General features: G+C 71.3%; 21 protein-coding genes. 11 read left to right on the forward strand and 10 right to left on the reverse strand.

The annotated features are described in order from the left end of the window. Positions 1–7 precede the first annotated feature (7 nt). Positions 8–1,396 carry an NAD(P)/FAD-dependent oxidoreductase gene (locus ACTWP9_RS04520; RefSeq protein ID WP_443244638.1) on the reverse strand — a complete coding sequence of 463 codons (1,389 nt, stop codon included), beginning with the start codon at positions 1,394–1,396 and terminating at the stop codon, positions 8–10. 103 nt (positions 1,397–1,499) lie between these two features. Here ACTWP9_RS04520 and ACTWP9_RS04525 point away from each other — a divergent pair, with 103 nt between their 5' ends. Both ACTWP9_RS04525 and ACTWP9_RS04530 read left to right on the forward strand, forming a co-directional pair. After that, positions 1,500–2,171 carry a TetR/AcrR family transcriptional regulator gene (locus tag ACTWP9_RS04525; RefSeq protein WP_443244639.1) on the forward strand — a complete coding sequence of 224 codons (672 nt, stop codon included), beginning with the start codon at positions 1,500–1,502 and terminating at the stop codon, positions 2,169–2,171. Between the two features lie 86 nt (positions 2,172–2,257). After that, positions 2,258–2,797 (forward strand): TerD family protein, encoded by a 540-nt coding sequence (locus tag ACTWP9_RS04530; RefSeq protein WP_443244640.1) that lies wholly within the window; start codon positions 2,258–2,260, stop codon positions 2,795–2,797. 490 nt (positions 2,798–3,287) lie between these two features. On the opposite strand, the gene ACTWP9_RS04535 is transcribed toward ACTWP9_RS04530, so the two are convergent. Together ACTWP9_RS04535 and ACTWP9_RS04540 are read right to left on the reverse strand one after the other, a co-directional pair. Continuing rightward, a complete protein-coding gene (locus ACTWP9_RS04535) occupies positions 3,288–5,264 on the reverse strand; it encodes an OmpL47-type beta-barrel domain-containing protein (RefSeq protein ID WP_443244641.1) in 1,977 nt (658 codons plus the stop codon). Next, complete coding sequence (locus ACTWP9_RS04540) at positions 5,261–7,750, reverse strand: ThuA domain-containing protein (protein ID WP_443244642.1); 2,490 nt, start codon at positions 7,748–7,750, stop codon at positions 5,261–5,263. The genes ACTWP9_RS04535 and ACTWP9_RS04540 overlap by 4 nt, the downstream gene beginning before the upstream one ends. Positions 7,751–7,987: 237 nt before the next feature. On the opposite strand from ACTWP9_RS04540, the gene ACTWP9_RS04545 reads away from it, so the two are divergent. Both ACTWP9_RS04545 and ACTWP9_RS04550 read left to right on the forward strand, forming a co-directional pair. Beyond that, positions 7,988–9,007 carry a multicopper oxidase domain-containing protein gene (locus ACTWP9_RS04545; RefSeq protein WP_443244643.1) on the forward strand — a complete coding sequence of 340 codons (1,020 nt, stop codon included), beginning with the start codon at positions 7,988–7,990 and terminating at the stop codon, positions 9,005–9,007. 214 nt (positions 9,008–9,221) lie between these two features. Further along, complete coding sequence (locus ACTWP9_RS04550) at positions 9,222–9,425, forward strand: cold-shock protein (protein ID WP_030405997.1); 204 nt, start codon at positions 9,222–9,224, stop codon at positions 9,423–9,425. A 106-nt stretch (positions 9,426–9,531) separates the two neighbouring features. Here the strand turns inward: ACTWP9_RS04550 and ACTWP9_RS04555 are convergent, their stop codons facing one another. Continuing rightward, positions 9,532–11,271, reverse strand: coding sequence for an L-lactate permease (locus tag ACTWP9_RS04555; protein ID WP_443244644.1), 1,740 nt, complete (start codon positions 11,269–11,271; stop codon positions 9,532–9,534). 99 nt (positions 11,272–11,370) lie between these two features. Between ACTWP9_RS04555 and ACTWP9_RS04560 the strand changes: the two genes are divergently transcribed. After that, positions 11,371–11,793: a YchJ family protein gene (locus ACTWP9_RS04560; protein ID WP_443244645.1), complete on the forward strand. Its 423-nt coding sequence runs from the start codon at positions 11,371–11,373 to the stop codon at positions 11,791–11,793. 64 nt (positions 11,794–11,857) lie between these two features. Here the strand turns inward: ACTWP9_RS04560 and ACTWP9_RS04565 are convergent, their stop codons facing one another. The 3 genes from ACTWP9_RS04565 to ACTWP9_RS04575 form a co-directional block, all read right to left on the reverse strand. After that, positions 11,858–13,066: a saccharopine dehydrogenase family protein gene (locus ACTWP9_RS04565; protein ID WP_443244646.1), complete on the reverse strand. Its 1,209-nt coding sequence runs from the start codon at positions 13,064–13,066 to the stop codon at positions 11,858–11,860. 63 nt (positions 13,067–13,129) lie between these two features. Continuing rightward, positions 13,130–14,029: an Fpg/Nei family DNA glycosylase gene (locus ACTWP9_RS04570; protein ID WP_443244647.1), complete on the reverse strand. Its 900-nt coding sequence runs from the start codon at positions 14,027–14,029 to the stop codon at positions 13,130–13,132. Between the two features lie 42 nt (positions 14,030–14,071). Next, entirely contained in the window at positions 14,072–14,497 is a 426-nt protein-coding gene (locus ACTWP9_RS04575; RefSeq protein WP_443244648.1) for an OsmC family peroxiredoxin, read from the reverse strand. Between the two features lie 251 nt (positions 14,498–14,748). On the opposite strand from ACTWP9_RS04575, the gene ACTWP9_RS04580 reads away from it, so the two are divergent. After that, positions 14,749–15,318 carry a glycoside hydrolase family 25 protein gene (locus ACTWP9_RS04580; RefSeq protein WP_443244649.1) on the forward strand — a complete coding sequence of 190 codons (570 nt, stop codon included), beginning with the start codon at positions 14,749–14,751 and terminating at the stop codon, positions 15,316–15,318. 70 nt (positions 15,319–15,388) lie between these two features. Beyond that, positions 15,389–16,216: a hypothetical protein gene (locus ACTWP9_RS04585; protein WP_443244650.1), complete on the forward strand. Its 828-nt coding sequence runs from the start codon at positions 15,389–15,391 to the stop codon at positions 16,214–16,216. Between the two features lie 20 nt (positions 16,217–16,236). Here ACTWP9_RS04585 and ACTWP9_RS04590 read toward each other — a convergent pair whose 3' ends face one another. Then, positions 16,237–16,386: a hypothetical protein gene (locus tag ACTWP9_RS04590; RefSeq protein WP_443244651.1), complete on the reverse strand. Its 150-nt coding sequence runs from the start codon at positions 16,384–16,386 to the stop codon at positions 16,237–16,239. 46 nt (positions 16,387–16,432) lie between these two features. Then, positions 16,433–18,178 (reverse strand): CoA transferase, encoded by a 1,746-nt coding sequence (locus ACTWP9_RS04595; RefSeq protein WP_443244652.1) that lies wholly within the window; start codon positions 18,176–18,178, stop codon positions 16,433–16,435. A 132-nt stretch (positions 18,179–18,310) separates the two neighbouring features. Between ACTWP9_RS04595 and ACTWP9_RS04600 the strand changes: the two genes are divergently transcribed. Beyond that, a complete protein-coding gene (locus tag ACTWP9_RS04600; protein WP_443244653.1) occupies positions 18,311–19,447 on the forward strand; it encodes a WD40/YVTN/BNR-like repeat-containing protein in 1,137 nt (378 codons plus the stop codon). Positions 19,448–19,460: 13 nt separating this feature from the next. Here ACTWP9_RS04600 and ACTWP9_RS04605 read toward each other — a convergent pair whose 3' ends face one another. Continuing rightward, positions 19,461–20,429: a LysR family transcriptional regulator gene (locus tag ACTWP9_RS04605; RefSeq protein WP_443244654.1), complete on the reverse strand. Its 969-nt coding sequence runs from the start codon at positions 20,427–20,429 to the stop codon at positions 19,461–19,463. Positions 20,430–20,598: 169 nt separating this feature from the next. Between ACTWP9_RS04605 and ACTWP9_RS04610 the strand changes: the two genes are divergently transcribed. The 3 genes from ACTWP9_RS04610 to ACTWP9_RS04620 all read left to right on the forward strand — a co-directional run bounded on the left by ACTWP9_RS04610 (position 20,599) and on the right by ACTWP9_RS04620 (position 23,123). Then, positions 20,599–21,468 (forward strand): LysE family transporter, encoded by an 870-nt coding sequence (locus ACTWP9_RS04610; RefSeq protein ID WP_443244655.1) that lies wholly within the window; start codon positions 20,599–20,601, stop codon positions 21,466–21,468. A gap of 116 nt (positions 21,469–21,584) precedes the next feature. Further along, the gene (locus ACTWP9_RS04615) at positions 21,585–22,445 is read left to right on the forward strand and encodes an NAD(P)H-binding protein (protein ID WP_443244836.1); all 861 of its coding nucleotides are present in this window, start codon (positions 21,585–21,587) and stop codon (positions 22,443–22,445) included. A 330-nt stretch (positions 22,446–22,775) separates the two neighbouring features. Beyond that, on the forward strand, positions 22,776–23,123 hold the full coding sequence (locus tag ACTWP9_RS04620; protein WP_443244656.1) for a VOC family protein: 348 nt from the start codon (positions 22,776–22,778) through the stop codon (positions 23,121–23,123). The last annotated feature ends 5 nt before the right edge of the window (positions 23,124–23,128 follow it).

A 23,128-nucleotide genomic window follows, 5' to 3' on the forward strand; every position in this document is an offset into this window, starting at 1 on the left:
GTTCGGCTCAGTCCGTCTCGTACCGGGGGCGGCGGCCCAGGGCAGCTCGCCGACGGTCGGTGGCGGCCAGTTGGGCGACCTCCCGCAGGACGCCCACCCGGCCGCGGGCCAGCAGTCGGCCGACCGCTGCGAGCAGCCGGGGCCGGGTGACGATGTCGGTGGGCATCGCCCGGTGGTTGACCATCTCGAAGAGGCTGTCGGCCACGCCTGCGCGACGCATCCCGCGCAGCACCTCGGGCAGGACGGCGGGCAGCGGTGCGAGGCTGCCGATGTCGGTCGCGAACCAGTACGGCTCCACGAACTCCGCGTCCCGCCACGCGCCCCAGCGGCGCAGTGCCTCGTCCAGCTCTGCCGTGTCCCCGCCGCCCGCGCCGAGTTGCCTGGCGACGGTCTCCGCCAGCCGAGCCGCCTGGAGGAAGGCATCGCCGATACCACGTCCTGCTGTCGGGTCCTTGAAGTGGCCCGCGTCGCCCACCAGCACCCAGCCGGGGCCGGTCGGTTCGCGGAAGTATCCCTTCCAGTGGGTCGTCCCGTGCGGCTCACCGACCAGCCGGGCGCCGGCCAGCGCCTTGGCCACCGGCTCGGAGGCCCGTGCGTACTCCAGCAGGCTGCCGGGCAGCCCGGCGCGGAACTCGCGCAGCCGGGCCGGATCGACCCCCACCTGCACCTGGTAGAGCCCGTCGTCGGTGGGCAGTCCGAGCACCACGCGGTCGGCCCAGCGGTGGAAGACGAAGGTCGGATCCCCGATCTCGGCGTCCGCGAAGTAGCCCCAGAACAAGGCGAACTGATTGGGCGTCACATGGTAGGAACGGGCGCCCGCCAGCCGCGCGACGGTGGAGGCGCGGCCGTCGGCACCCACCACCAGCCGGGCCCGCAGCACCCGCTCCTCGCCGGCGCCGCCCCGGGTCGCCGTCCCGGTGCCGCTCCGGGTCTCCTCGCCCCCCGTGGCCGAGGAGACCCGGACTCCCGTCACCCTGCCGTCCTCCGCCCTGACCAGGTCCGTCACCGCGGTACGGGTCAGCAGCGCGGCGCCCGCGTCCTGGGCGGCCCTGACGAGTACGGGGTCGAGCCGGAAGCGGCGCACCGACATCACTCCGCCGGGATCGCCCGGGCGCACCGGCCAGGTCGCCGGCCAGCGCACATCGCCCACACGTGCGTCGGCCCGCGCGATCATCGGGGCACCCGTCGCGCGCAGCTCGTCCAGAACGCCGAGCGAGTCGAGGAAGGACAGCGCGTCGGCCTCGAAGACATGGGTCGAGGGGGTGTCGGAGGGCAGCTCCGCCTTCTCCACCAGACAGACCTCGAACCCCTCCCGGGCCAGCAGCGTCGCCAGCGGAGCCCCCGCGCATCTGGCCCCGACCACGACCACGTCGTACTGCTCGTCACCGCTGCTCATCGCTGCCCCTCGCGTTGTCCGCGTGCTGCACGTGCCGTAGCCTGACCAGTAACCTAGTCATTGCTAGGTTCTTCTGAGCTGACTAAACCTAAGGACTGCTAGGTTGTCAACCGACAAGCCCCGCAAGCGCATGAGCGCGGAGCAGCGCCGTACCGTCATCGAGGAGGCCGCCACCGAGGTCTTCGCCGCGCACGGCTACCAGCGCGCCTCGATGGAGGAGATCGCCCGCCGCTCCGGCGTCTCGGTGCCCGTCGTCTACGACCACTTCTCCTCCAAGCGCCAGCTCCATCGCCGCCTGCTGGAACGGCACTTCGCCGACCTGCGCCGACTGTGGCGCGAGCGGCTCCCCGACCCCGGCGCGGGCGGTGCGCCAAAGGAGCTGGGCACCGAGGAGGTGGCCCGGGCCTTCGACGCCTGGTTCCGCTACATCGAGACCCACCCCTACGCCTGGCGGATGCTCTTCCGCGACACCACGGGGGACGCCGCGGTCCGCGCCGACCACCAGGCCGTCATCGCCGAGAGCCGCGACGCGCTGCTCCCCTTCTTCGCCCGGCTGGTCGGCATCCCCCTCCATGAGGCCCCCGACAAGGCCCCCGACGAAGAGACCCGGATCGAGGCGGAGATGGCCTGGGAGGTGTGCCGCAGCGTGCTCCAGGGGCTGGCCCTGTGGTGGCACGAACGCCCCGAAGTGCCCCGCGAAAAGGTGGTGTCGGCCGCGGTCGACGCCGTGTGGACCGGCTTCGAGCGCTCCCGTGTCACCCGGAAGCGGCCCTGAGCGGGACACGATCGACATGGCAGGATGGAACTGCCGTGCACGTTCGGTCGGTTGCAGCGCGCGGCCCGTCAGCAGGAGGGGGCAGGATGAGCAGTCTCAACAAAGGGATCGGCAAGGTGGAGGTCACCCTCAAATGGGACCCCAGCCCCATGGGGGAGCCCCCGCACGACCTCGACATAGTGGCCGCCACGTACACCGCGGACGCCCCCTACGGTGAGCCCGCCTACCTCGTCCACTTCGACAGCCGCTCGCCGGACGGCACCATCACCCTGAACCGGGACAGCAAGACCGGCCAGGGGTTCGGCTCCGACGAGGTGATGACCCTCGAACTGGAGCGGCTGGCCGACACCTACGCACGGGTGGTCGTGGGCGTCGCCATCCAGCAGGGCGAGGGCCGCAAGACGTTCGACCAGGTGCCCAACACAGCGGTGCAGATCCGCGAGGGCTACGAGGAGCTGTCCGCGAACGACTTCTCCGGCGTCGCGCGCTCCACGGCCGCGACGGTCGCCGAGTTCGTCCGCGGCGAGGCGGGGGAGTGGCACCACACCGTCGTGCTCCGCGGCTATGACGGCGCCCCCGAAGAGTTCGCCTCCCACATGGGCATCCCGGACCAACGCCCGTCCTGACTCCCCGCGCGCGTTGCGCTGCGCTGTGCCGCCTCGCGCTGTGCTGCGCTGTGCGGTGCCGCCCTCGCGCCGCGCCGCGCCGCGCCGCGCCGCGTTGCGCTGCTGTGCTTGGGAGGTCTGCGCGTGGGGGTACCCCCTGCTCGAAGAGCTTGGGGGAGCAGGGCTGGCAAGCGCAGCCCACCGGCCCGCACCCGGCGACGATGCGCCGGCCCCTCCGAGGGGCGGCCGTCGCCCGGGGGGTGCGGGCCGTTTCTTTGCCGTCTGCGGCCCGGTGGCCGCTGCGCTTGCCCACCCTGCGCCCCTGGCGCAGACTGCCCAAGCGCAGCCGGCGCTGCGCCGCAAAGCGCTGCGCCGCAAAGCGCTGCGCCGCAAAGCGCTGCGCCGCAAAGCGCTGCGCAGCCCAAGCGCTGGGCCGCAAAGCGCCGCGCAGCCCAAGCGTTGCCCCGCAAAGCACCGCGCAGCGCAACGCAGGGCAACACCATGCGGGGCCCTACAACTCCTTGAGCCGCACGTTTCGGAACGACACCACGTCAGTGGCCCCGTGGACTTGGAGGCCGAGATAGCCGGAGGCGTAGCGGCGACCGTCGGTGCCGGGGTCGTCGCCCCGCGGCGGTTCGAAGACCTGGCCGCGGTCGTTCTCGAACTCGTTGATCAGCCTGCCGTTGCGGTAGATCTCGTAGTGCTGGCCGATCACCCGGATCTCGTAGTCGTTCCAGGTGCCCTTCGGGGTGACGCCCGCGCCCGCCAGGCCGACGCGGTCGAACCCGTAGACGGAGCCGGTCTTGTACATGTCCCCGTCCGGGCGGTCCAGGATCTGCAACTCGTGGCCGTACTTGATGGCCACCCACTCCGGACGCGACTCCTCCGGGTGGTCGTGCACATCGGGGAACCGCACGAACACGCCGCTGTTGGCCCGGCCCTCACCCGGTGCGTCGTCGCGGAACTGGAGCTTCAGCGAGAAGTCCGCGTACTTCCGCTTCGGATACCACAGCATCCCCATGCCGTCGACCTTCGCATCGCTGGTCATGGTGCCGTCGTCGTTGAGCCCGAACCTGCCGCCGCCGACCTGCTCCCAGTTGGCGAAGGACTCCTTGCTGCCGTCGAACAGATCGCGGTAGCCGGTGTTCTGGCCGGGGGTGCCGATGCCGGAACTCTTCGCGGCGCGATTGATGAGCTGCTGCTCGCGGGCGACGATCACGCCCTCCTTGACGAGCTGCGCGGTGACACCGCGCACGTGCTTGAGGAACAGAGCCTGTGACGTCCACTCCTTCTCGTCCTCGATCAACTCGTTGACGGTGCAACGGCGCTTCGTCATCCGATTGGGTACGCCGGTGTCGACGGTGCCGACGATCACCGTCTCCCGCTCGTCGTACTCCGGACAGTCGGGAGCGGGCACCCCGCCGCCCGCCACGACGCGGAAGGACACCTTCTGCGGCTCGGAGGTGTTGCCCGCCTTGTCGGTTGCGCGGTACGTCACCGCGTGATGGCCGGCCCGGTCGACGACCAGTGGCCCGGAGTAGGTGACGTACGGCGCGCCGTCCAGCGAGTACTCGATCTTCGCCACGCCGGACTTGTCGTCCGCCGCGGTCACCGTGACCGTGGCCTTGCCGACGAAGTTGCCGTCCGAGTTCTTGCTGCCCTCGGCCTTGCCCTGGGTCGTCGGCGGCGTGGTGTCCACATCCGGCGGCTCGACGACGGTGAAGCTCACCGCCTTCTCCTCCGCCGTGTTCCCGGCCTTGTCCTTGGCCCGGTAGCGGACGGTGTGCGTGCCCGGGTCGGTGACCGTCACGGGGGCGGTGTAGGGCTGGAAGTCACCGCTGCCGAGGGCGTATTCGACGGTGTCGACGCCCGAACCCGCGTCCGAGGCCGTCACCGTGACCGTCGCGCTGCCCAGGTAGTTGCCGGCCTCGTCCTTGTCGCCCTCCACCGTGGCGGAGGTCTGCGGCGGCGTGGTGTCCTCACCCGGATCGCCGCCGGTCACCACCAGGGTGCCCTGCATCTGCTGATGCCCCGGGATGGTGCAGTGGTACTTGTAGGTTCCCGGGGTCAGGGTGACCTCCGCCGTGTGCTTGCCGCCCTGCGCGTCGTTGGGCGAGGCCAGGATGTTGAGGTCGACGTCCTGGTTGTAGTCCGGGTCGGAGGTGACGAAGGTGAGGGTGTGCGACATACCGGAGGTGTTGCCGGTGGCCGCGCTGTTCTCGAAGACGATCGTCGCCTTGCCCGCCACCGCGGTCGTCGGCGCCGAGGCGTACTTCGTCATGTCGTCGTCGGCGGTCCAGGTCAGCACCTGCTCAGCTGCCCCGGCCCCGCCCCGCTGGGCGCCTGCGGTCCCGGCCGGAGCAGAGCCCTTGCCCCACGCCGTGGCGGAGGTGAGACCGAGCACCATCAGCAGCGCCGCCAGCAGGGCCGTCAGCAGTCTGCGCCGCTCCCGTCTTTGCCGGCGCCTCACCCGTGCGCTCGCCGTCATCGGCCCGTCCCCTTCCGCAGTGCCGGTTCGGCCATGTCCTCAGGGCTCGGCGTCGGCTCGCCGCCCTTGTACGTCACCCGCCACAGCGCCGACTTCTCGTCGGAGGTGAAGAACCCGCGCCCGTAGTCCAGGACGTACAGCGCCCCGTCCGGACCGAACTTCCAGTCCATGAGGTTGCGGATGCCGCCCTCGCCGACGGGGACGATCCGGTCCAGGCTCTCCGGGTGCGCTGGCAGCGCGCCCACGGTGTCGCCCTCGGGCATCACCAGTGCGTGCCGTGGCTGGTCACCGTCGTAGAAGTCGCCCACGAACCACTTGCCGTCCCAGTAGGAGGGCCACTTCTGCTGCGACGGGAGTTCGTCGTCGTACCGGTACAGCGGCCCGTTCATCGCCGCCTGGCCGCCGCCCTTGAGCCAGGAGAGGGTGAGCTTCTGCTCGGCCTGCTGGTAGCTCGGAACGCCGTTCTCGTCGCGGGGGAAGTCGGGACCTCCGCCCTGCGGGGAATACCAGATGTTGTTGTTGCGGGCCGGCGGGATGTTGACCAGACCGTCGTTGTTCGGCGACTCGTTCTTCAGATGGTCGCAGTCGTACCAGCCCAGCGGCTTGCTCGGGTCGGGCAGATTGCGGTCGCGGTAGGGCTGCTTGTTGCCCATGCAGTACGGCCAGCCCTGGTTGCCCGCGCTGGTGATCTTGGCGAAGGTGTCGTACTTCGCGGGACCCCAGGTCGGGCTCGGCGTCTGCGCGTCGGGGCCGACCCAGCCCGCGTACAGGGTGTCCGTCTTCTTGTCGACGGCGATCCGCGACGGATTGCGCACGCCCATCACATAGATCTCCCCGCGGGTCTTGCCGCCGCCCTCATCGGTCTCCTTGCCGGTGAAGAGGTTGCCCTTGGGGAGGGTGTAGGTGCCGTCGTCCTCGGGGTGGATACGCAGGATCTTGCCGTTGAGGTTGTTGGTGTTGCCCGCGGTACGGCGCGCGTCGGCGAAGGAGACGCCCTTGAAGTTCGGCTCCGGATTGTTGCCCGAGTAACCGTCGCTGAACCGGGAGGAGTTGTTGTCCCCCGTTGCGATGTAGAGGTTGTCCTTGGAGTCCCAGGCCATGCCGCCGCCCGCGTGGCAGCAGCTGTGGATCTGGACCGGCCACTTGAGCAGCACCTTCTCCGAGTCCAGGGCCAGCTTGTCGGTCGCCTTGTCCAGGGTGAAGCGGGAGACGCGTCGCTCGGCCATATGCGTCTCGCGGTCGATCTCGCTGTGCGGCGTGTAGTGCAGATAGACCCAGCCGTTCTCGGCGAAGTCCGGGTCCAGCTCGATGCCGAGCAGCCCCTCCTCGTTCTTGACCAGCTCGTCGCCGCCGCCCTTGTTGCCGAAGACCGTCAGCTCGCCCGCGAGGGTGACTTTCTCCGTCTTCGGGTTCCAGATGTGCACCTGGCCCTTGCCCTTGCCGATGTCCGGGTCGTTCCAGTCGGTGACCACCGGCTGGTCGGCGTCGCCGCCGCCGCGGCCGATGTAGAAGACCCGGCCGTCCTTCGCCGTGACCACACCGTGCGGCTCACCGATCTGGTCCGACTGGCCCGGCTGGTTGGGCTTGGTCAACCGCTTCGCCTCGTAGTTGGACGAGATCGCCGCCTGGCAGTCGGCCCGCGCCAGCCGTGTCGTCCACATCAGCGCACCCCGCAGATGGCTGCGGAAGTCGGTCTCCGCGAAGCTGGACCTGGTGCCGCCCATGGCGGTGTAGAACGAGCGGCCGCCGTCGTAGTCGCGGCACCAGGAGACGGGGTGGTCCCAACTGCCCGCGTCCTGACCGGGGTCGTAGCTGTTGGTACGGACCCGTGCGACCGTGTGCACCTTCCCTGAGGGGCTCTCCCGCCAGTTGAGCCACTTGTCGGGGCGCTTCCACTCGACGGGCAGCTCCTTGGTCGCCGGGTGCTGCCGGTCGCCGACCTCGACGACGGCACGCTGCACCTTCGCCGGGCTGTGCTCGGCGGGGCGGGCGCCGATCAGCCCGGAGTACCAGTCCGAGTACGGTTCGGCGCGCGCCGCATCATGGATACCGAGGAAGCCGCCGCCCGCCTCCATGAAGCTCTCCAGCCCGGCCTCCTGCTCGGGGTCGAGCACATCGCCGTCACCGGTGAGGAAGACAACCGCGTTGAAGCGGCCCAGCCGCGGTTTGGTGAAGATCGCCGGGTCGTCGGTGGCCTGGATCGTGAACCGCTCCTGGACCGGCCCCTGTTGCCCGATCTTCTCGATGGCCTCGATCGCGGCGTCGACGGTGGGGGACTCCTCACCCGTCGCGCCGTGGAAGACCAGGACGCGTACGTCCTCGCTGCCCGGCGGGCTCGGCAGCGCCAACTTGGGTGCGGGTGCTCCCGGCGGCGGAGCCGCGAGCGCCGGTGCGCCGAGCAGCCCGGCGGCGAGTGCACCGGCCAGCAGCGCGGCAATCCTTCTGCGCCGGGGTCTCGCCCGTTTTGGGTGCGGTTGGAGCCGCATGCGTGATCCACCCCTCTTCCGTCACAGAAACGTGGCAGAAGCTAGACCTCTTTCGGCGGCTCGCCAAGGTCTATGACCACAACTCGACGAACTTTGTCCTGAGTGTGGATAAACAGTGCCGTCGGCGCTACCGTCCCCCTCGGCCGTCCTCAACTCGCCTCGTACGGCGCACCGTTCAGCACCCCGTACACCTCACGCCACGCCTCACGCCTCACGTATCCGGGGAGAACGAGAACGATGAGCGGAAACTCCAGCACCCCGAGCCGCCGTTCCTTCAGCAGAGGTCTGCTGGCTTCAGGCGCCGTCGCAGCGGTCGGCGGCAGCGCGCTGACCGCCGCGACCACGTCGTCCACGGCCGCACCCGTCCGCTCCGCGGCCGTACGCCGGGCGGGCAAGGGCGGCGAGACCCGGCGGATCAAGATGTATGCCGAGAAGCTCTCCGACGGGCAGATGGGCTACGGCCTGGAGAAGGGCAAGGCCACCGTCCCCGGCCCGCTCATCGAGCTGATCGAGGGCGACACCCTGCACATCGAGTTCGAGAACACCATGGATGTCGCCGCCAGCCTCCACCCGCACGGCGTGGACTACGACATCGCCAACGACGGCACCAAGATGAACAACAGCCACGTCGAGCCCGGCGGCAAGCGCACCTACACCTGGCGCACCCACAAGCCCGGCCGCCGCAAGGACGGCACCTGGCGCCCCGGCAGCGCCGGCTATTGGCACTACCACGATCACGTCGTCGGCACCGAGCACGGCACCGGAGGAATCCGCAACGGCCTCTACGGGCCCGTGATCGTGCGCCGCGAGGGCGACATCCTGCCCGACCCCGACCGGCAGTTCACCATCGTCTTCAACGACATGACCACCAACAACCTCAAGAAGGGCCCCGACTTCAAGGCGACGGTGGGCGACCGCATCGAGATCATCATGATCACGCACGGTGAGTACTACCACACCTTCCATGTGCACGGTCACCGCTGGGCGGACAACCGCACCGGACTGCTGGAGGGCCCCGAGGACACCAGCCGGATCATCGACAACAAGATCACCGGCCCCGCGGACTCCTTCGGCTTCCAGCTCATCGCGGGGGAGGGCGTGGGAGCGGGCGCATGGATGTACCACTGCCACGTCCAGAGCCACTCCGACATGGGTATGGCGGGCCTGCTGCTGATCGCCAAACCGGACGGCACCGTGCCGGGCCACGGGGACCATGGGGACCACGGGGGTCATGGGGGCCATGCGGGCCACCGCTGACCGCTGCGCGCCGAGGCCGCTGAACTGCGACAACGCACCCCTGCGTCGGGCGTGGTAGGGTGAAGTTGTTGCAGTTTTGGTACCCATACTTATGCGCGCCTGAGCTTTGTGGCTCGGGCGTGTTTTGTCTTCCGGAGCCTTTCTGGAAGGGGTCATTGCGGCGACGCGGAGCGTACGAGGTGTGCGACTCCCAGCCACCCTGAAGGAGAAGAAGATGGCATCCGGCACCGTGAAGTGGTTCAACTCGGAAAAGGGCTTCGGGTTCATCGAGCAGGACGGCGGCGGCGCCGACGTCTTCGCCCACTACTCGAACATCGCGGCCCAGGGCTTCCGTGAGCTCCACGAAGGCCAGAAGGTCAACTTCGACGTCACGCAGGGCCAGAAGGGCCCGCAGGCGGAGAACATCACCCCCGCGTGAAGCTGACGCTTGACGCATAGCACCATCACTGAGGCCCGCACCGACCAGGTGCGGGCCTCAGCGCTGTTCCGGACCGACCGGCTACGCCCTGTTCCGGACCGACCGGCTACGGCAGCATCCACGCCAGCGCATGCGACTGGAGCAGCACCAACAGGCAGATGGCCAGGAGAAGCAGCGCGCTCCAGCCGATGGCCTTCCGGAAAAGGACGGCCTCCTTGCCGAGCAACCCCACCGCAGTAGCTGCAATCGTCAGATTCTGCGGGCTGATCATTTTGCCGACGACCCCGCCGGAGGTGTTCGCGGCGACCAGCAGCGTCGGGTCCAGCCCCGCCTTGTCGGCCGCGGTCTGCTGAAGGGTGGCGAACAGCGCGTTGGCCGAGGTGTCCGAGCCGGTCACCGCGGTGCCGAGCCAGCCGAGGAGCGGTGAGAGGAAAGCGAACGCCGCACCCGCGCCCGCGATCCAGGTGCCGATGGTGATGGTCTGGCCGGACAGGTTCATCACATACGCGAGCGCCAGCACCGAACCCACCGTGAGAAGCGCCCAACGCAACGTAAGCACCGTACGGGCGAACTCCCGCACCGCGTCCCACGCACGCACCCGGTAGACGGCGGCCACCAGCACCCCGCACAGCAGAAGCAGCGAGCCGGGGGAGGACAGCCACGGGAAGACGTACGTGGTGGTGGAGGACTGCTCCCCGGAGGCCGTGAGCACCTCCCCGTCGAGCCCCGGCCACGGCACCGACACATCGCTGTCGGCGAGGAACTCCTTGGCGGGCTCCCAGAGCTTGGCGACCGAGAAGACGGCGATCACGATGAGATACGGAACGAAGGCCAGCACGATCCGGGCCCCGGACAGCGGCCGGGCCCCACCGTCCCGCTCCACCCCGTCGGGCGACCCCTCGCCGGGCACCCCCTCGTCGGGCACCCCGGCGCCGGTCGGCCCCGCGCCGGACGGCCCGGTGCTGCCGCCCGCCGCCTCCTGGCGCTCGCTTTCCGCCGCGCGGCGCAGCTCCTCCCGTACCCGCTCGCTCTCGGCCGGCCGCCAGACGCGGAGGAAGGCGACGACGGCCCCCAGCGCGACCAGCGAGGCGATGATGTCGGTGAGCTCCACGGAGATGTAGTTGGCGCTCACGAACTGCGCCACGGCGAAAGCCCCTCCGCACACCAGCGCGGCGGGCCACGTCTGCCGCAGGCCCGGCACCCCGTCCACCAGCGCCACCAGCAGCAGCGGGACGAACAGCGCCAGCAGCGGTGTCTGGCGGCCGACGTACGCACCGATGTCCGTGTAGTCGATGTCGGTCAGGGTGCCCGCGGTGATGATCGGCGTCGCGATCGCCCCGAACGCCACCGGAGCGGTGTTGGCCACCAGCACCGTGACGGCGGCCCGCACCGGCGAGAAGCCGAGCGCCATCAGCATCACACCGGTGATCGCCACCGGGGCGCCGAACCCGGCCAGCGCCTCCAGCAGCGCGCCGAAGCAGAAGGCGATGATGAGGGCCTGGATTCGCGGATCGTCACTGACGAGGTTGAAGGCGCGCCGCAGATCCGCGAACCGGCCGCTGGTGACGGTGAGTTGGTGCACCCACAGCGCGGCGAGCACGATCCACATGATCGGGAACAGTCCGAAGGTCGCCCCCTCCGTCCCGGCCAGCAGCGCCAGGTCCACCGGCATCCCGTAAGCCCACACCGCCACCACCACCGAGGTGCCCAGCGCGGCGAGCCCTGCCCAGTGGGCCTTCAGCCGCAGACCCCCCAGCAGTACGAACAGGGTGAGCAGGGGCAGCGCTCCCACCAAGGCGGACAGCGCGAGGCTGTCGGCCACGGGGGACAGGTCAGGCCGGTACATATCTCACCCTCGCCCTCGAACAGACCCGTGCCGAACTGATCGTTCCGCAAGGTTGGTTCGAGAACAGCCCGCTGTCCATAGGTCCGGCATCATGAACACATGGCCCGACGCAAATCCGCCCGCCCAGCACGCCGCCCCGCCCCGCCTTCGGTCTGCCCCTGCGGAGCCGCCCGCTACGCAGAGTGCTGCGGCCGTTTCCACCGCGGCGATGCGGCGCCCGCCACCCCGGAGGAGCTGATGCGCTCCCGCTACGCCGCGTTCGCGCTGGGGGAGACGGCGTATCTGCTGCGCACGTGGCACCCGGACACCCGCCCGGCGACCCTCGACCTGAGCGGTGGCCCCCGCTGGACCGGACTGGAGATCCTCGCCACTTCCGGCGGCAGCGCCTTCCACGACGAGGGAACGGTCACGTTCCGTGCGCACTATCTCGGAGCTGACGGCGAGCCCGGAGTGCAGGAGGAGCGCAGCCGGTTCACCCGGGTGGACGGTGTCTGGATGTATGTGGACGGAACCGTGGCCTGACGCCCGGCGTCAGTCCCCGCGACGTCCTGCGGGTACCAGCACAGCTCGCCGGCGTTGCCGTAGCTCAGTCCTCGGAGTCTTCCAGTACGCGGAACTCCAGTCCGGCGCGGATCAGTCGGCCGGTCAGCGCCTCGCCCATCGCGACGGAGGTCGTCACCTGGCCCGAGGTGGGCGGCAGGTTGTCGTGGGCGAGGCAGAGCGCACCCTCGGCGAGCATCTTGGCCGTCTCGTCGTAGCCGGGGTCACCGCCCGCGACCTCCGTGACCACCCGGCGCCCGCCGCCCCGGCCCACGAAGCGCACCGAGAACCAGCTGCGCGCCCGCCGCTGCTCGTCCGGTCCCTCGCCGGGGGCCAGCCGCGCGGCGAGGAAGCGCCGAAGGGGCGGCAGCTGCGCCGCGGCGAACAGGCCGCCCACGCCCGCGATGCCGCCGACGGCGACCGGCAGCCGCCGTACGGCCGCGTAGTGGCGGTAGGTGAAGGCGGGACCGTACCGCTCCAGCGCGGCGGCCGAGCGCCCCACGATCTGCGGGTCGATCGTCGGCAGCGGCACGGCCCACAGACCCAGCTCGTCCTCGCGGTGCACCCTGCCGGTGGGTGTGCGGATCGTACGGTGCACAGGGCGTGGGTCGGCGGCGCGGCGGGACTTGGCGGTGCGGAGCATCCGGTCGGCACGGGAGAAGGACAGCAGCGCGCTTCCCCACGTACCGCCGGAGAAGGCCGCGTTGGAGCGTACGAAGCCGTCCACGCTCAGCGGCATGCCCACCGGCAGCTGCTCCACGGTGAAGCGGGCGCCCAGGTCGTGCGGTACCGAGTCGAAGCCGCAGGCGTGCACGAGCCGCGCACCGGTCTGCTTGGCGCGGGAGTGGTGCCGCAGATACATCAGATCCACGAACTCCGGCTCGCCTGTGAGATCGAGATAGTCCGTACCGGCTTCGGCGCAGGCGGCCACCAGCCGGGTGCCGTACCGCAGGTAGGGGCCCACGGTGCTGGCCACCACCCGGGAGCGGGCCGCCAGTTCGGCCAGGGAGCGGGCATCGTCGGCGTCGGCGGTCACCAAGGGCAGCTCGGCAGTGTGCGGGTGCGCCGCGGCCAGACGGTCGCGCAGAGCCGTCAACTTCTGCTGACTGCGCCCGGCCAGCGCCCAGCGACAGGAACGGGGCGCATGCGCGGCCAGGTACTGCGCGGTCAGTTCACCCACGAATCCGGTCGCCCCGTACAGGATGACATCGAACTCTCGCTGGTCTCGCTCCGCTGCCTCGGCGTCCTCAACCACAGCAACCTCTCCGGGCCCAAGGGCCCTTACCGGCCTTACCGACGGGTAGTTCGGGTACGGCCCTCATTTCAGCAGACGCGACAGCCGCCGGTCCGCGAGGGGCTTCCCGCCGGTCTGGCAGGTGGGGCAGTACTCCAGCGTCGAGTCGCGGAACGAGACGGAACGGATGGTGTCCCCGCACACCGGGCACGGCTCGCCCGCGCGGCCGTGCACCCGCAGCCCGAGCCGCTTGCCCGCCTTCAGCTCGGCAGCCGACAGCCCCCGCGCCCGCTCCACCGCGGAGACGAGGACTTCATGCAGCGCGGTGTAGAGCGTGGTGACCTCCTCGTCGGACAGCTCGGCGGCGAGCCGGAACGGCGACATCTTCGCCGCGTGCAGGATCTCGTCCGAATAGGCGTTGCCGATCCCCGAGATGACCGACTGGTCCCGCAACAGCCCCTTGATCTGCTGCCGTCGGCCCGCCAGCAGAGCGGCGAACGCCTCGCGGTCGAAGGCGGGGGAGAGGGGGTCGGGGCCGAGCCGCGCGATCCCGGGCACCTCCTCCGGGTCCCGTACGGCATAGACCGCGAGCCGCTTCTGGGTGCCCGCCTCGGTCAGATCGAACCCCTCGGCCGGCTCGCCGGTCAGCTCCAGGCGGAGCGCGAGCGGGCCCTTGCCGGGGCGCGGCGGTGCGGCGGGCAGGGCATCCTGCCACCGCAGCCACCCCGCCCTGGCGAGATGGACGATCAGATGCACTCCGTCGTCCGGCCGACGACTGCCGTCCTGCTCCCCGCCCAGCGCCAGGTCGAGGAACTTTCCATGCCGTACGACCTCGGTGAAGGCCCGGCCTTCCAGCGTGTCCAGCGGCGGGTCGTACGTCTTGAGCACGCTGATCGCGACCGGCAGAACGCGCCGGACAGTGCGCCCGGTCAGCCGTTCCGCCAGAAAGCCCCGCAGTGCCTCTACTTCGGGAAGCTCCGGCATGGTGTCTCCTCCCGGGACGCGACCCGGCCGGGACGCGGGTCGTCAGACCAGCTTGGCCTCATGGGTGATCGGAGTGGCCTTCAGCGCCTGGCTCACCGGGCAGTTCTGGGCGGCTTCCTCGGCAGCGGAGGCGAACGCGGCCTGGTCGATGCCGGGAACCTCGCCCTCCACGGTCAGGTGGATACCGGTGATGCCCGTGCCCGGCTGGAAGTCCACGGCGGCCTTGGTGGTCAGCCTGGTGGGCGGCGTGCCCGCGCTGTTGAGACCGTTGGAGAGCGCCATCGAGAAGCAGCTGGAGTGGGCGGCGGCGATCAGCTCCTCCGGGCTGGTCCTGCCGCCGGGCTCCTCGGCGCGCGACGCCCACGAGACCGGGTACTGGCCGATGCCCGAGGAGTCGAAGGTGACGGTGCCCGACCCCTCCGTCAGGTTGCCGTTCCAGACCGTGTGGGCGGTGCGTGTGGTGGCCATCGTGATGTCTCTCCGTAACGCCGATGTCAACAGTGGCAAGTGGTCCCGCAAGTCTCGCAGTACCCGATCCTGCGCTCCCACCACACCCGCCGCACCTTCTGACGCGCCGAGGCGCCCCGATCCCGCTCAACCCGTTCAACAACTTCCGGCCGGACGAGGTCCCGTGCGGGGGTACGGTGTGACATTCAGCGGGTATCAAAGCGTAATCAGCATCGTGCAGAGAGTGAAAAGAGAGTGGGTGGCGCGTAATTATGATCAAGGGGATCGATGTCTCCTCGTACCAGCCCGAGGACTACAGCACTCGGGGCATCGAGTTCGTCTTCATCAAGGTCACCGAGGGGAAGTCCTACACCAACCCCAAGTGGGTCAAGCAGCGAAAGACCGGCCGCGACGCGGGCCTGGTCACCGGCTTCTACCACTTCGTCAGGCCGGGCAGCATGAAGACCCAGGCCGACTACTTCCTCTCGAAGATCAACCTCGTCGCGGGCGACATGCTCGCGCTGGACTGGGAGGACCCCAAGGTCAGCAACGACGAGAAGGACGAGTGGATCAAGTACGTGCAGGAGAAGGCCGACGGCCACAAGGTCCTGCTGTACTGCAACCGGGACTTCTGGCTGAACCGCGACAAGACGTCGTTCGCAGGCGACGGCCTGTGGATCGCGCAGTACAACGGCAAGCCCGGCGAGCCCGACATCAAGCACCGCTGGCGCTTCCACCAGTACACGAGCGACCCGATCGACACCAACCTGGGCGAGTTCGACAGTCGCGAGGCGCTGCGCACCTGGGCGGGCGGCAAAAAGGGCGACTCGCAAGAGAAGTGAGCAGGGTGCGGTCTTCGCGGGTGGTGGCCTAGGGTCCCGCCCGGCACCGGGGAGGGATACGCTCCCGTACATGCCGGAAGCCAACTCCCCCTCCTCGCCAGCCCGTGCCCGCACCGAAGACCGCGCCGCCCGCTCCGACGCCGGCGTTCGTGCGGACGCCAGTGTTCGTACCGACGATCCCGGAGCCGTGCCCGAACCCCACGGGTCGAACCAGCCGGGCAGGCCGAGCGAGGCGAACCGGTCGAACGAGCCGGGCGGGGCCGGTGAGCCCGGCGGAGCCGGCGGAGCCGGCGGAGCCGGCGGAGCCGCGGCGCCTGAGGAGCGGCCCGAGCCGGACGGGCAGTCCGGGCAGCGCACGCCGGATGAGCAGGCTGCGCAGCGCAAGCCTTCCGGCCAGCAAGCACCTTCCGCCCGACAGGAACCCTCGGGGCGCGGCAAGGCTTCCGGCCAGGACGACCGGCCCGGGGCGGACGAGCGGCCGGGTCAGGACAATCGGCCCGCGCCGAAGGAACAGGCCGGAGCAGGCGGGCAGTCCGGGCCGACGGAGCAGTCCGGGGCGGGCGAGCAGTCCGGGCCGGGCGGGGAGTTCGGGCGCGACGGGGAGCTCGGGGAAGGCGAGGCGGAGCGGCCGGCGTTGACACCGCGCCAGGCGCGGCGCATACGCATAGTCGTCTCCGCCGTCGTCATGCTCGCGGTGGCCGTAGCTCTGGTCATCCGGCTGGGCTCGGCGCCCTCGGTGCTCACCGTCGGCTTCTACGGCATCGCGCTGATCCTCTCGGGAACGGCCATCGCGCTCAGCCGCAGGGGCCGCACCCGGGTGGCGACGGCGGTACTGGCGCTCGGCTTCGTCCTCGTCGTGTTCGGCGAGTGGCTGCTGGGCTTCTCGGGCGGCCCCTGATTTGCTCATCCGTCCGGCCGTTATGACGTAGGCGGCGGTATGGCAGCGGAGACGCCGGAGACGCGGGCCTCGGACGCCGAATGCGAGCAGACGGCCGAGGTGCTGCCGAAGTCGTCGCCGAAGTACGGCTGGACGTGGACGAGTTCCAGCAGCGTCTCGCCGCGGCCCACCCGGCGCGTACCGACCGGTCAGTCGGTACGGCGGGCCGGGGCGGCGTCAGATCCACTCGGTGGCGTCGCCGCCCACCTGGCCGGTGACCCGTGCCCAGTCGTGGGGGCTGCCGGCCGTGCCCGGCGCCGCGGAGCCCGCCGGACCGAAGCCCACCGGGGAGAGTGCGTACCGCAGCAGTCCCAGCGGGCTTTCGGCCTCGGTCAGCCACGGTGCCTGGTCGAACGAGGGCTGCTCCGCACCCGCGGCTTCCCGCGCCGAGGGGCCCGGCTCGGCGCCGGGTTCGGCGGCGGGCAGGTCGTGCAGCAGCCAGTGGGCGGTACGGGCCAGCGAGAGCCGTACCAGCCGGGACCCGGCGGTGCCGGTGCGCTGCTCGGTGAGGGCCCGCAGCAGTCCGGCGGCCAGCAGATAGCCGGAGCCGTGGTCGAGCGCCTGGGCCGGCAGTGCGCCAGGGGCGAGATCGGGGGAGCTCGTCACCTTGCCCGCAGGGCCTGCCTTGCCCGCCGCCTCCAGGCAGGCGATGCCGGTGGCGGCCTGCACCAGGCTGTCGAAGCCGCGTCGGCGCTGCCACGGCCCACCGGCGCCCCACGCACTGAGCTGGCCCACCACCAGCCCGGGCCGACGGTCCATCAGCGACTCGGGCGCCAGCCCGTACCGGTCCAGTGCGCCGGGCCGGTAGCCGGTCACGACCACGTGCGCCGAGGCCAGCAGCTCCTCGAAGGTGGCCTGCCCCGCGCGGCTGGACAGATCGAGCAGCGTCGAGCGCTTGCCCAGGTCCGTGTCCGCGTGCGTGTCCAGGAACTCCGGCCGCTCCGGCGCGTCGATACGCAGCACGTCCGCGCCGAGCAGCGCAAGCGTACGGGTGGCGACCGGGCCCGCCAGGACCCGCGTGAGGTCGAGCACGCGCAGGCCGCGCAGCCCTCCCGGCCCGGGCGGGCCGTCCAGCGGGAGCGTCGGGGCCCCGTCCAGCCTGCTGAGGGCCACCAGCGGGGTGGGACCGACGGCCGCCCGCTGCGGGTGCACCGCCCACTCCTCGGGGGCCCGGACTGCGACGGCCAGCCCGCCCTCCGCGTAGACCGCCTCCTCGACGTCCAGCGCCTGACGGCCCGCCAGCTCGGTGGCCACCCGGCCGGCCGCCGCCTCGTCCTCCGCGGGGCCGTGGTCGGGCATGCCGAGCGCGGAGAGCAGCCGGGCACGGTGATGCGGGTAGTTGGCGTGGGTGCGTACCCAGCCGTCGGCCGTACGCCAGAACCGGGACAGCGGAGCGAAGGTCACCGGAGCCCGGCCGTCGATGCGTACCAGCCGGTCGCTGTGGAAGGCGGTGGCCACGGCACCGTCGTCCACCCGGACGGGCGGCAACAGCGCGCTGCGGGCCCGTACGCACGAGAACTCGGCCGCCGCCAGCGAGCACACCGCCACGGTGGCGGAGGCCAGCTCCAGCACGGGCAGCGCGGAGGGGAGCAGGCCCGGACGGCGCTCCCGCGAGACACGGGCCAGCAGCGCCGGATCCCCGCCGAGCGCCGTCCACGCCTGCGCCGTACCGGACTGCTGTACGGCGGGCCCGGCGGGGGCCGTGCCTTCGAGGGCCGGTGGGCCGTCGTCGGTGGCGGACGCCGCGGGGCCGGTGGCCGGCGCGGTCCCGCCGGACCGGCCTCCGCCGGGCTTGCCGCCGCGCTCGAACTCGCCGGGTACGAACTCGGTGTCGGGCTTCGGGGTGCTCGCGGAGTCGCGCGTGGCGAGATCCCGAGCCTCCCTGGGCTTCCCAGCCGCAGAAAACTGATCCATAGCGCGCATTTTGACACCCGTCGGCACCGGATCGGGTGACGGCGGGGCGGTGATGGGCTTAGGTTGCGGCGGCCGGTTGTCGGAACGTCGGACTGCTGGTCGGCCGGACGGTCGTCGAGATGACGGAGGCGGGTGGGGACGATGCGGCGGACGTGGGCCGTGGTGCTCTCGGGGGTGGCCGTGTGTACGGCCGTGAGCGGGGGACCGGCAACGGCCGGGCAGCGGGACGGCGGTGAGCATGCCGCGCCGGCGCCCAGCGTCGGCGATGCCCTGCGGAAGGCCACTACCGGTGACGCCGGGTTCGGCTGGTCCGGCAAGGACAGCGGCAGCACGGCCCGGTTCCGCGGGCTGTCGGCCGTCAGCCGGTCCGCCGCCTGGGTGGCGGGCACCGGCGGCACCGTACTGCGCACCGGGGACGGCGGCCGGACGTGGCGCGACGTCTCCCCGCCGGGCGCCGAAGGGCTGGAGTTCCGCGACATCGAGACGTTCGGTACGCGCGGCGCCGTGGTGCTGGCGATCGGGGAGGGCGACGCCTCCCGGGTGTTCCGCACCCAGGACGGCGGGGCGCACTGGCACGAGACCTTCCGCAACGCCGACCCGGCCGCCTTCTACAACTGCGTCACCTTCTTCGACCGCCGCAACGGCCTGATCGTCGGCGACCCGGTGGACGGCAGGTTCCAGGTCCTCGCGACCCGCGACGGCGGTCGCCACTGGCGGCTGCTGCCCTCGGACGGTATGCCCGCGGCACTGCGCGGTGAGGCGAACTTCGCCGCCGGCGGGCAGTGCCTGACCAGCGCGGGCGGACGGCACGCGTGGTTCGCGACCGGCGGTGCCGACACCTCACGCGTCTTCCGCACCGCCGACCGGGGACGGCATTGGCAAGCTGCCGAGACCCCCGTACCCGCCGCCGAACCCGCCCGCGGCGTCTTCGGGCTCGCCTTCCGAGACCCTGCGCACGGGCTGGCCGTGGGGGGCGACTACGAACCCGGCGAGCCGGCCCCGCGGGCCTCTGCCGTGACGGGGGACGGCGGTTCGAGCTGGACGGCGAGCGCCCGTCCCGTTCCCGGCTACCGCTCGGGCGTCGCCTGGCTGCCGCACACCAGGCGGGCCGCGGTGGCTGTCGGCCCGACCGGTTCGGACCTCACGCTCGACGGCGGGCGCAGCTGGCGGACGTTCGGCAGCGGCTCCTACGACACGGTCGACTGCGCCCCGGACCTCGGATGCTGGGCGGCGGGCGAAAAGGGACGGGTGGCGCGACTGGAGGCAGCGCGCCAGTAGCTCCGGTCGTCCCTCAGGCCGCCGTCGCGGGCCACGGCTGCGTCGACGTGGCGTACTCCGCGGCGGCGCCCTGGAGCGCGGCCAGGCCGTGGGCGATGAGGGGTTGCTGCTCCGCGCCTCTGCGTACGCAGGTCAGGATGCGGCGTATCGGGGCGTGCGGCCCGGACAGCGGGACGCGGGTCACCGGCAGTCCCGCGGGTACGCGGGCCAGCCGGGGGATCAGGCAGATGCCGAAGCCGTGCGCGACGAGGGAGGCGACCGCCGTCCAGTCGACGGCCGCCTGCGCGACCCGGGGCGTGAATCCGGCCGCCGCGCAGGCGGCCAGCAGCAGCTGGTGCTGGTCGTTCGGGTCGCCCGCCCGGATCCAGGAATCCTCTGCAGCGTCGGCCAGCGTCACCCCGGCGGTGCCCTGGGCGTCCTTGGCTTCCGGAGAGCGCCGTGCCAACCGGTGGTCGTCGGGCACCAGCAGATCCTGCGGCTCGGTGAGCAACGGGTGCTGGCGGAACTGGCGGTCGTCCGGAGGCGGGCTGTCGGGCGACGGCAGGACGACGGCGATGTCGGCAGCGCCGCTCAGCAGCAGGCCGTGGCGGTCCTCCGCCGGGTCCTCGGAGATCTCGACCGCCGCCTGGGGCCACTGTTGCCGCAGTTGTGCTGCGGCAGGAGCGACCAGCGTGGCGAGTGCGGTGGAGATCGAGGTGAAGCGCAGCCGTCCGGCGCCGCCGCGCCGGTGCGCGGCCAGTTCGGCAGCCGCACTTTCCCAGTGGGCATGCAGCGCGTCGGCGTGCTCCAGCAGCGCCAGCGCAGCGGGAGTCAGCCGTACCCGGCGGCCCACCGGCTCCAGCAGCCGCAGGTCCAACCGGGCCGCGAGCTGGCGCAGTTGCTGGGAGACGGTGGACGGCGTCAGATGCAGCGCTTCGGCGGTGGCCGTGACCGTGCCGCACCGGTGCAGCACCCGAAGCGTCTGGAGACGGGGATCGATCATTTCCCCATCATGTCGCTGAGTCGAACGATTCGGTACGAAAACTTTCGATGGACTCGTACGGTGTGCGACAGCCACGCTTCGGAACATGACTCATGGGCTTATTTCATCGGCGAACGCCGGGGCAGCCTCGGCAACATCCTCCGCGTCCTCGGTGGCCTCTGCTTCTTCTGTGGCGGACGCGGTCGTCGCGGGCCTGGTGGCCGGGTACGCCGTCGCCATTCCGGTCGGGGCCCTCGCTGTGCTGCTGGTGAGCCTGACCGCCAGGACCTCGCTGCGGGTGGGCGTTGCGGGCGCCCTGGGAGTGGCGGTCGCCGACGGTGCCTACGCCACCGTGGCGGTGGTGGGCGGGGCCGCCGTTGCCCGGGCCGTCGAGCCGATCGCAGACCCGCTGCGCTGGACGGCCTCCGCGGTGCTGGTGCTGATGGCCGCCCGCTCGGCTCGTACAGCCGTACGGGCGCTGCGGCAGGTGCGGGCGGACCGGCGGCGGCAGCAGACGCGGGCGGACCGGCTGCAGCTGCAAACAGCACCGCCCGGCGGCGGCCGACTCGTCCGCGGGCCCGACGACCGTCCTGCCGACGGGTCGGACGACCGTTCAGCCAGCGGGCCCCGTGACCAGTCCGTCGGCGGGCCCCGTGACCAGTCCGTCGACGGGTGCGGTGACCGGTTCTCCGACGGGCCGTGCGGTCCGGCGCCGGACGCCGCCAAGTCGGTCCTCCCCGGAGAAGCGGCGCTGGGCACTCCCTCCCGCGCATTCCTGGGGCTGCTCGGTCTGACCCTGCTCAACCCCTGGGCGATCATCTACTTCTCCGCGCTGACGCTCGGCAACCAGCGACTCGGCGGGCCCGGCGGGCCCGGCCGGGTGGCCTTCGTCGCCGGGATCGTCTTCGCCTCGGTGACCTGGCAGCTTCTGCTCGCCTCCAGCGGGGCGGCGCTGGGCCGCGCCCTCACCGGGCCGCGGGGCCGTGCCGTCACCGGACTGGCGTCGAGCGCGATCATCGCCGCGCTGGCGGTGGCCCTGGTGGCCGGGGCCGGGGGCTGAGTGCCGCGCGTGGGAATGAAGCGGCGAGGAAATTGATTGCCTCTTCAACCGACGACGTCGACCCGGCACCCCCGGACCGGACCGGCGCAGCCCTTCCGGGGACAGCCAAGGAACGGATCATGCTTGTTGTCACCGCGGCCTCCGGCCAGCTCGGCCGCCTGGTCATCGACGCTCTGCTCGACCGCGATGTGCCTGCCGGGCGCATCGTCGCCGCCGTACGTACGCCCGACAAGGCCGCCGATCTCGCCGCCCGGGGGGTGCAGATACGCGAGGCCGACTACGACCGGCCCGAAACGCTGCACAACGCCTTCCAGGGCGCGGAGAAGGTGCTGCTGATCTCCGGCAACGAGGTCGGTCAGCGCGTGGCGCAGCACCGGGCCGCCATCGACGCGGCCAAGGCCGCCGGTGCCGGACTGCTCGCCTACACCAGCGTTCTGCACGCCGACACCACCACCCTCTCCCTCGCCCCCGAGCACAAGGCGACCGAGGAGTACCTGCGCGCGTCCGGGCTGCCTTACAGCCTGCTGCGCAACGGCTGGTACATCGAGAACTACGCCCAGACCGTCCAGCAGGCCCTGGCCACCGGGGAGTTCGTGGGGGCTGCCGGTGCCGGCCGGGTCGCCTCGGCCACCCGCGCCGACTACGCCGCCGCCGCGGCTGCCGTGCTGGCCGGTGACGGCCACCGGAAGACGGTCCATGAGCTGTCCGGCGACACCGCCTGGAGCAGGACGGAGTTCGCCGAAGCTCTCACCGACGTCTCGGGCAGCAAGGTCGTCTACCGCGACCTGCCGACCGAGGAGTTCGTGCGCACACTCACCGACAACGGAGTCCCCGAGGACACGGCGCAGTTCCTCGGCCGACTGGAAGCCGACACCGCCGCCGGCACCCTGGCCGACACCCCCGGTGACCTCTCCCAGCTGATCGGCCGTCCCACCACCCCGCTGCGCGACGCCCTCGCCGCCCTCGTCAACGGCTGACCACCGCAACCGCTCCCGGCGCTTCAGCATCCCCTTGGCGAGCTCGCCCGTGGGGGGTGCGGAGCAGCCGGTCGGTGAACGAGGACGGCAGGCTTGGCCCTGGGGTCCGGGCCTGCGGACGCGTGGACTCCGGGGTACATGACTGATGTCCCTCCCATGGTGCTGCTGAGTGCTGACGATGCGTCACTACGGCTGCGGCTTCAGTGCCACCCTGGCCCGACTCCCCGTACATGGGGCCACAGCCATGGGGCCACGGCGCTTCCGCCCCTCTGGCGCCGCGTTGTTCTATGCTCACTGCAATCGAACACCAGGCCGAATTCTGGAGCCGTGATGACCATTCGCCGAGTCGTTCCCGATCTCACCTCCGAAGACCTCGACAAATGCCGGGAGTTCTACGCCCGGCTGGGCTTCGAGGAGGTGATGAACCTGGGCTGGGTCATCAACCTGGCTTCCCCCAGCAACCCGACCGCGCAGATCATCCTGATGACGGCCGACCGGGCGGCGGACGTACAGCCCGACTTCAGCGTCGAGGTGGACGACGTCGATGCCGCCTACGCCGCGATGGTCGACAGCGGTGCCGAGATCGTGCACGACATCCGCGACGAGCCCTGGGGGGTACGCCGTTTCTTCGCCGTCGACCCCGACGGGCGCATCGTCAACGTCGTCAGCCACCGATAGGGCAC

Origin of the sequence: Streptomyces sp. 3N207 (assembly GCF_052246355.1) — a bacterium.
Taxonomy (GTDB): Bacteria; Actinomycetota; Actinomycetes; order Streptomycetales; family Streptomycetaceae; genus Streptomyces.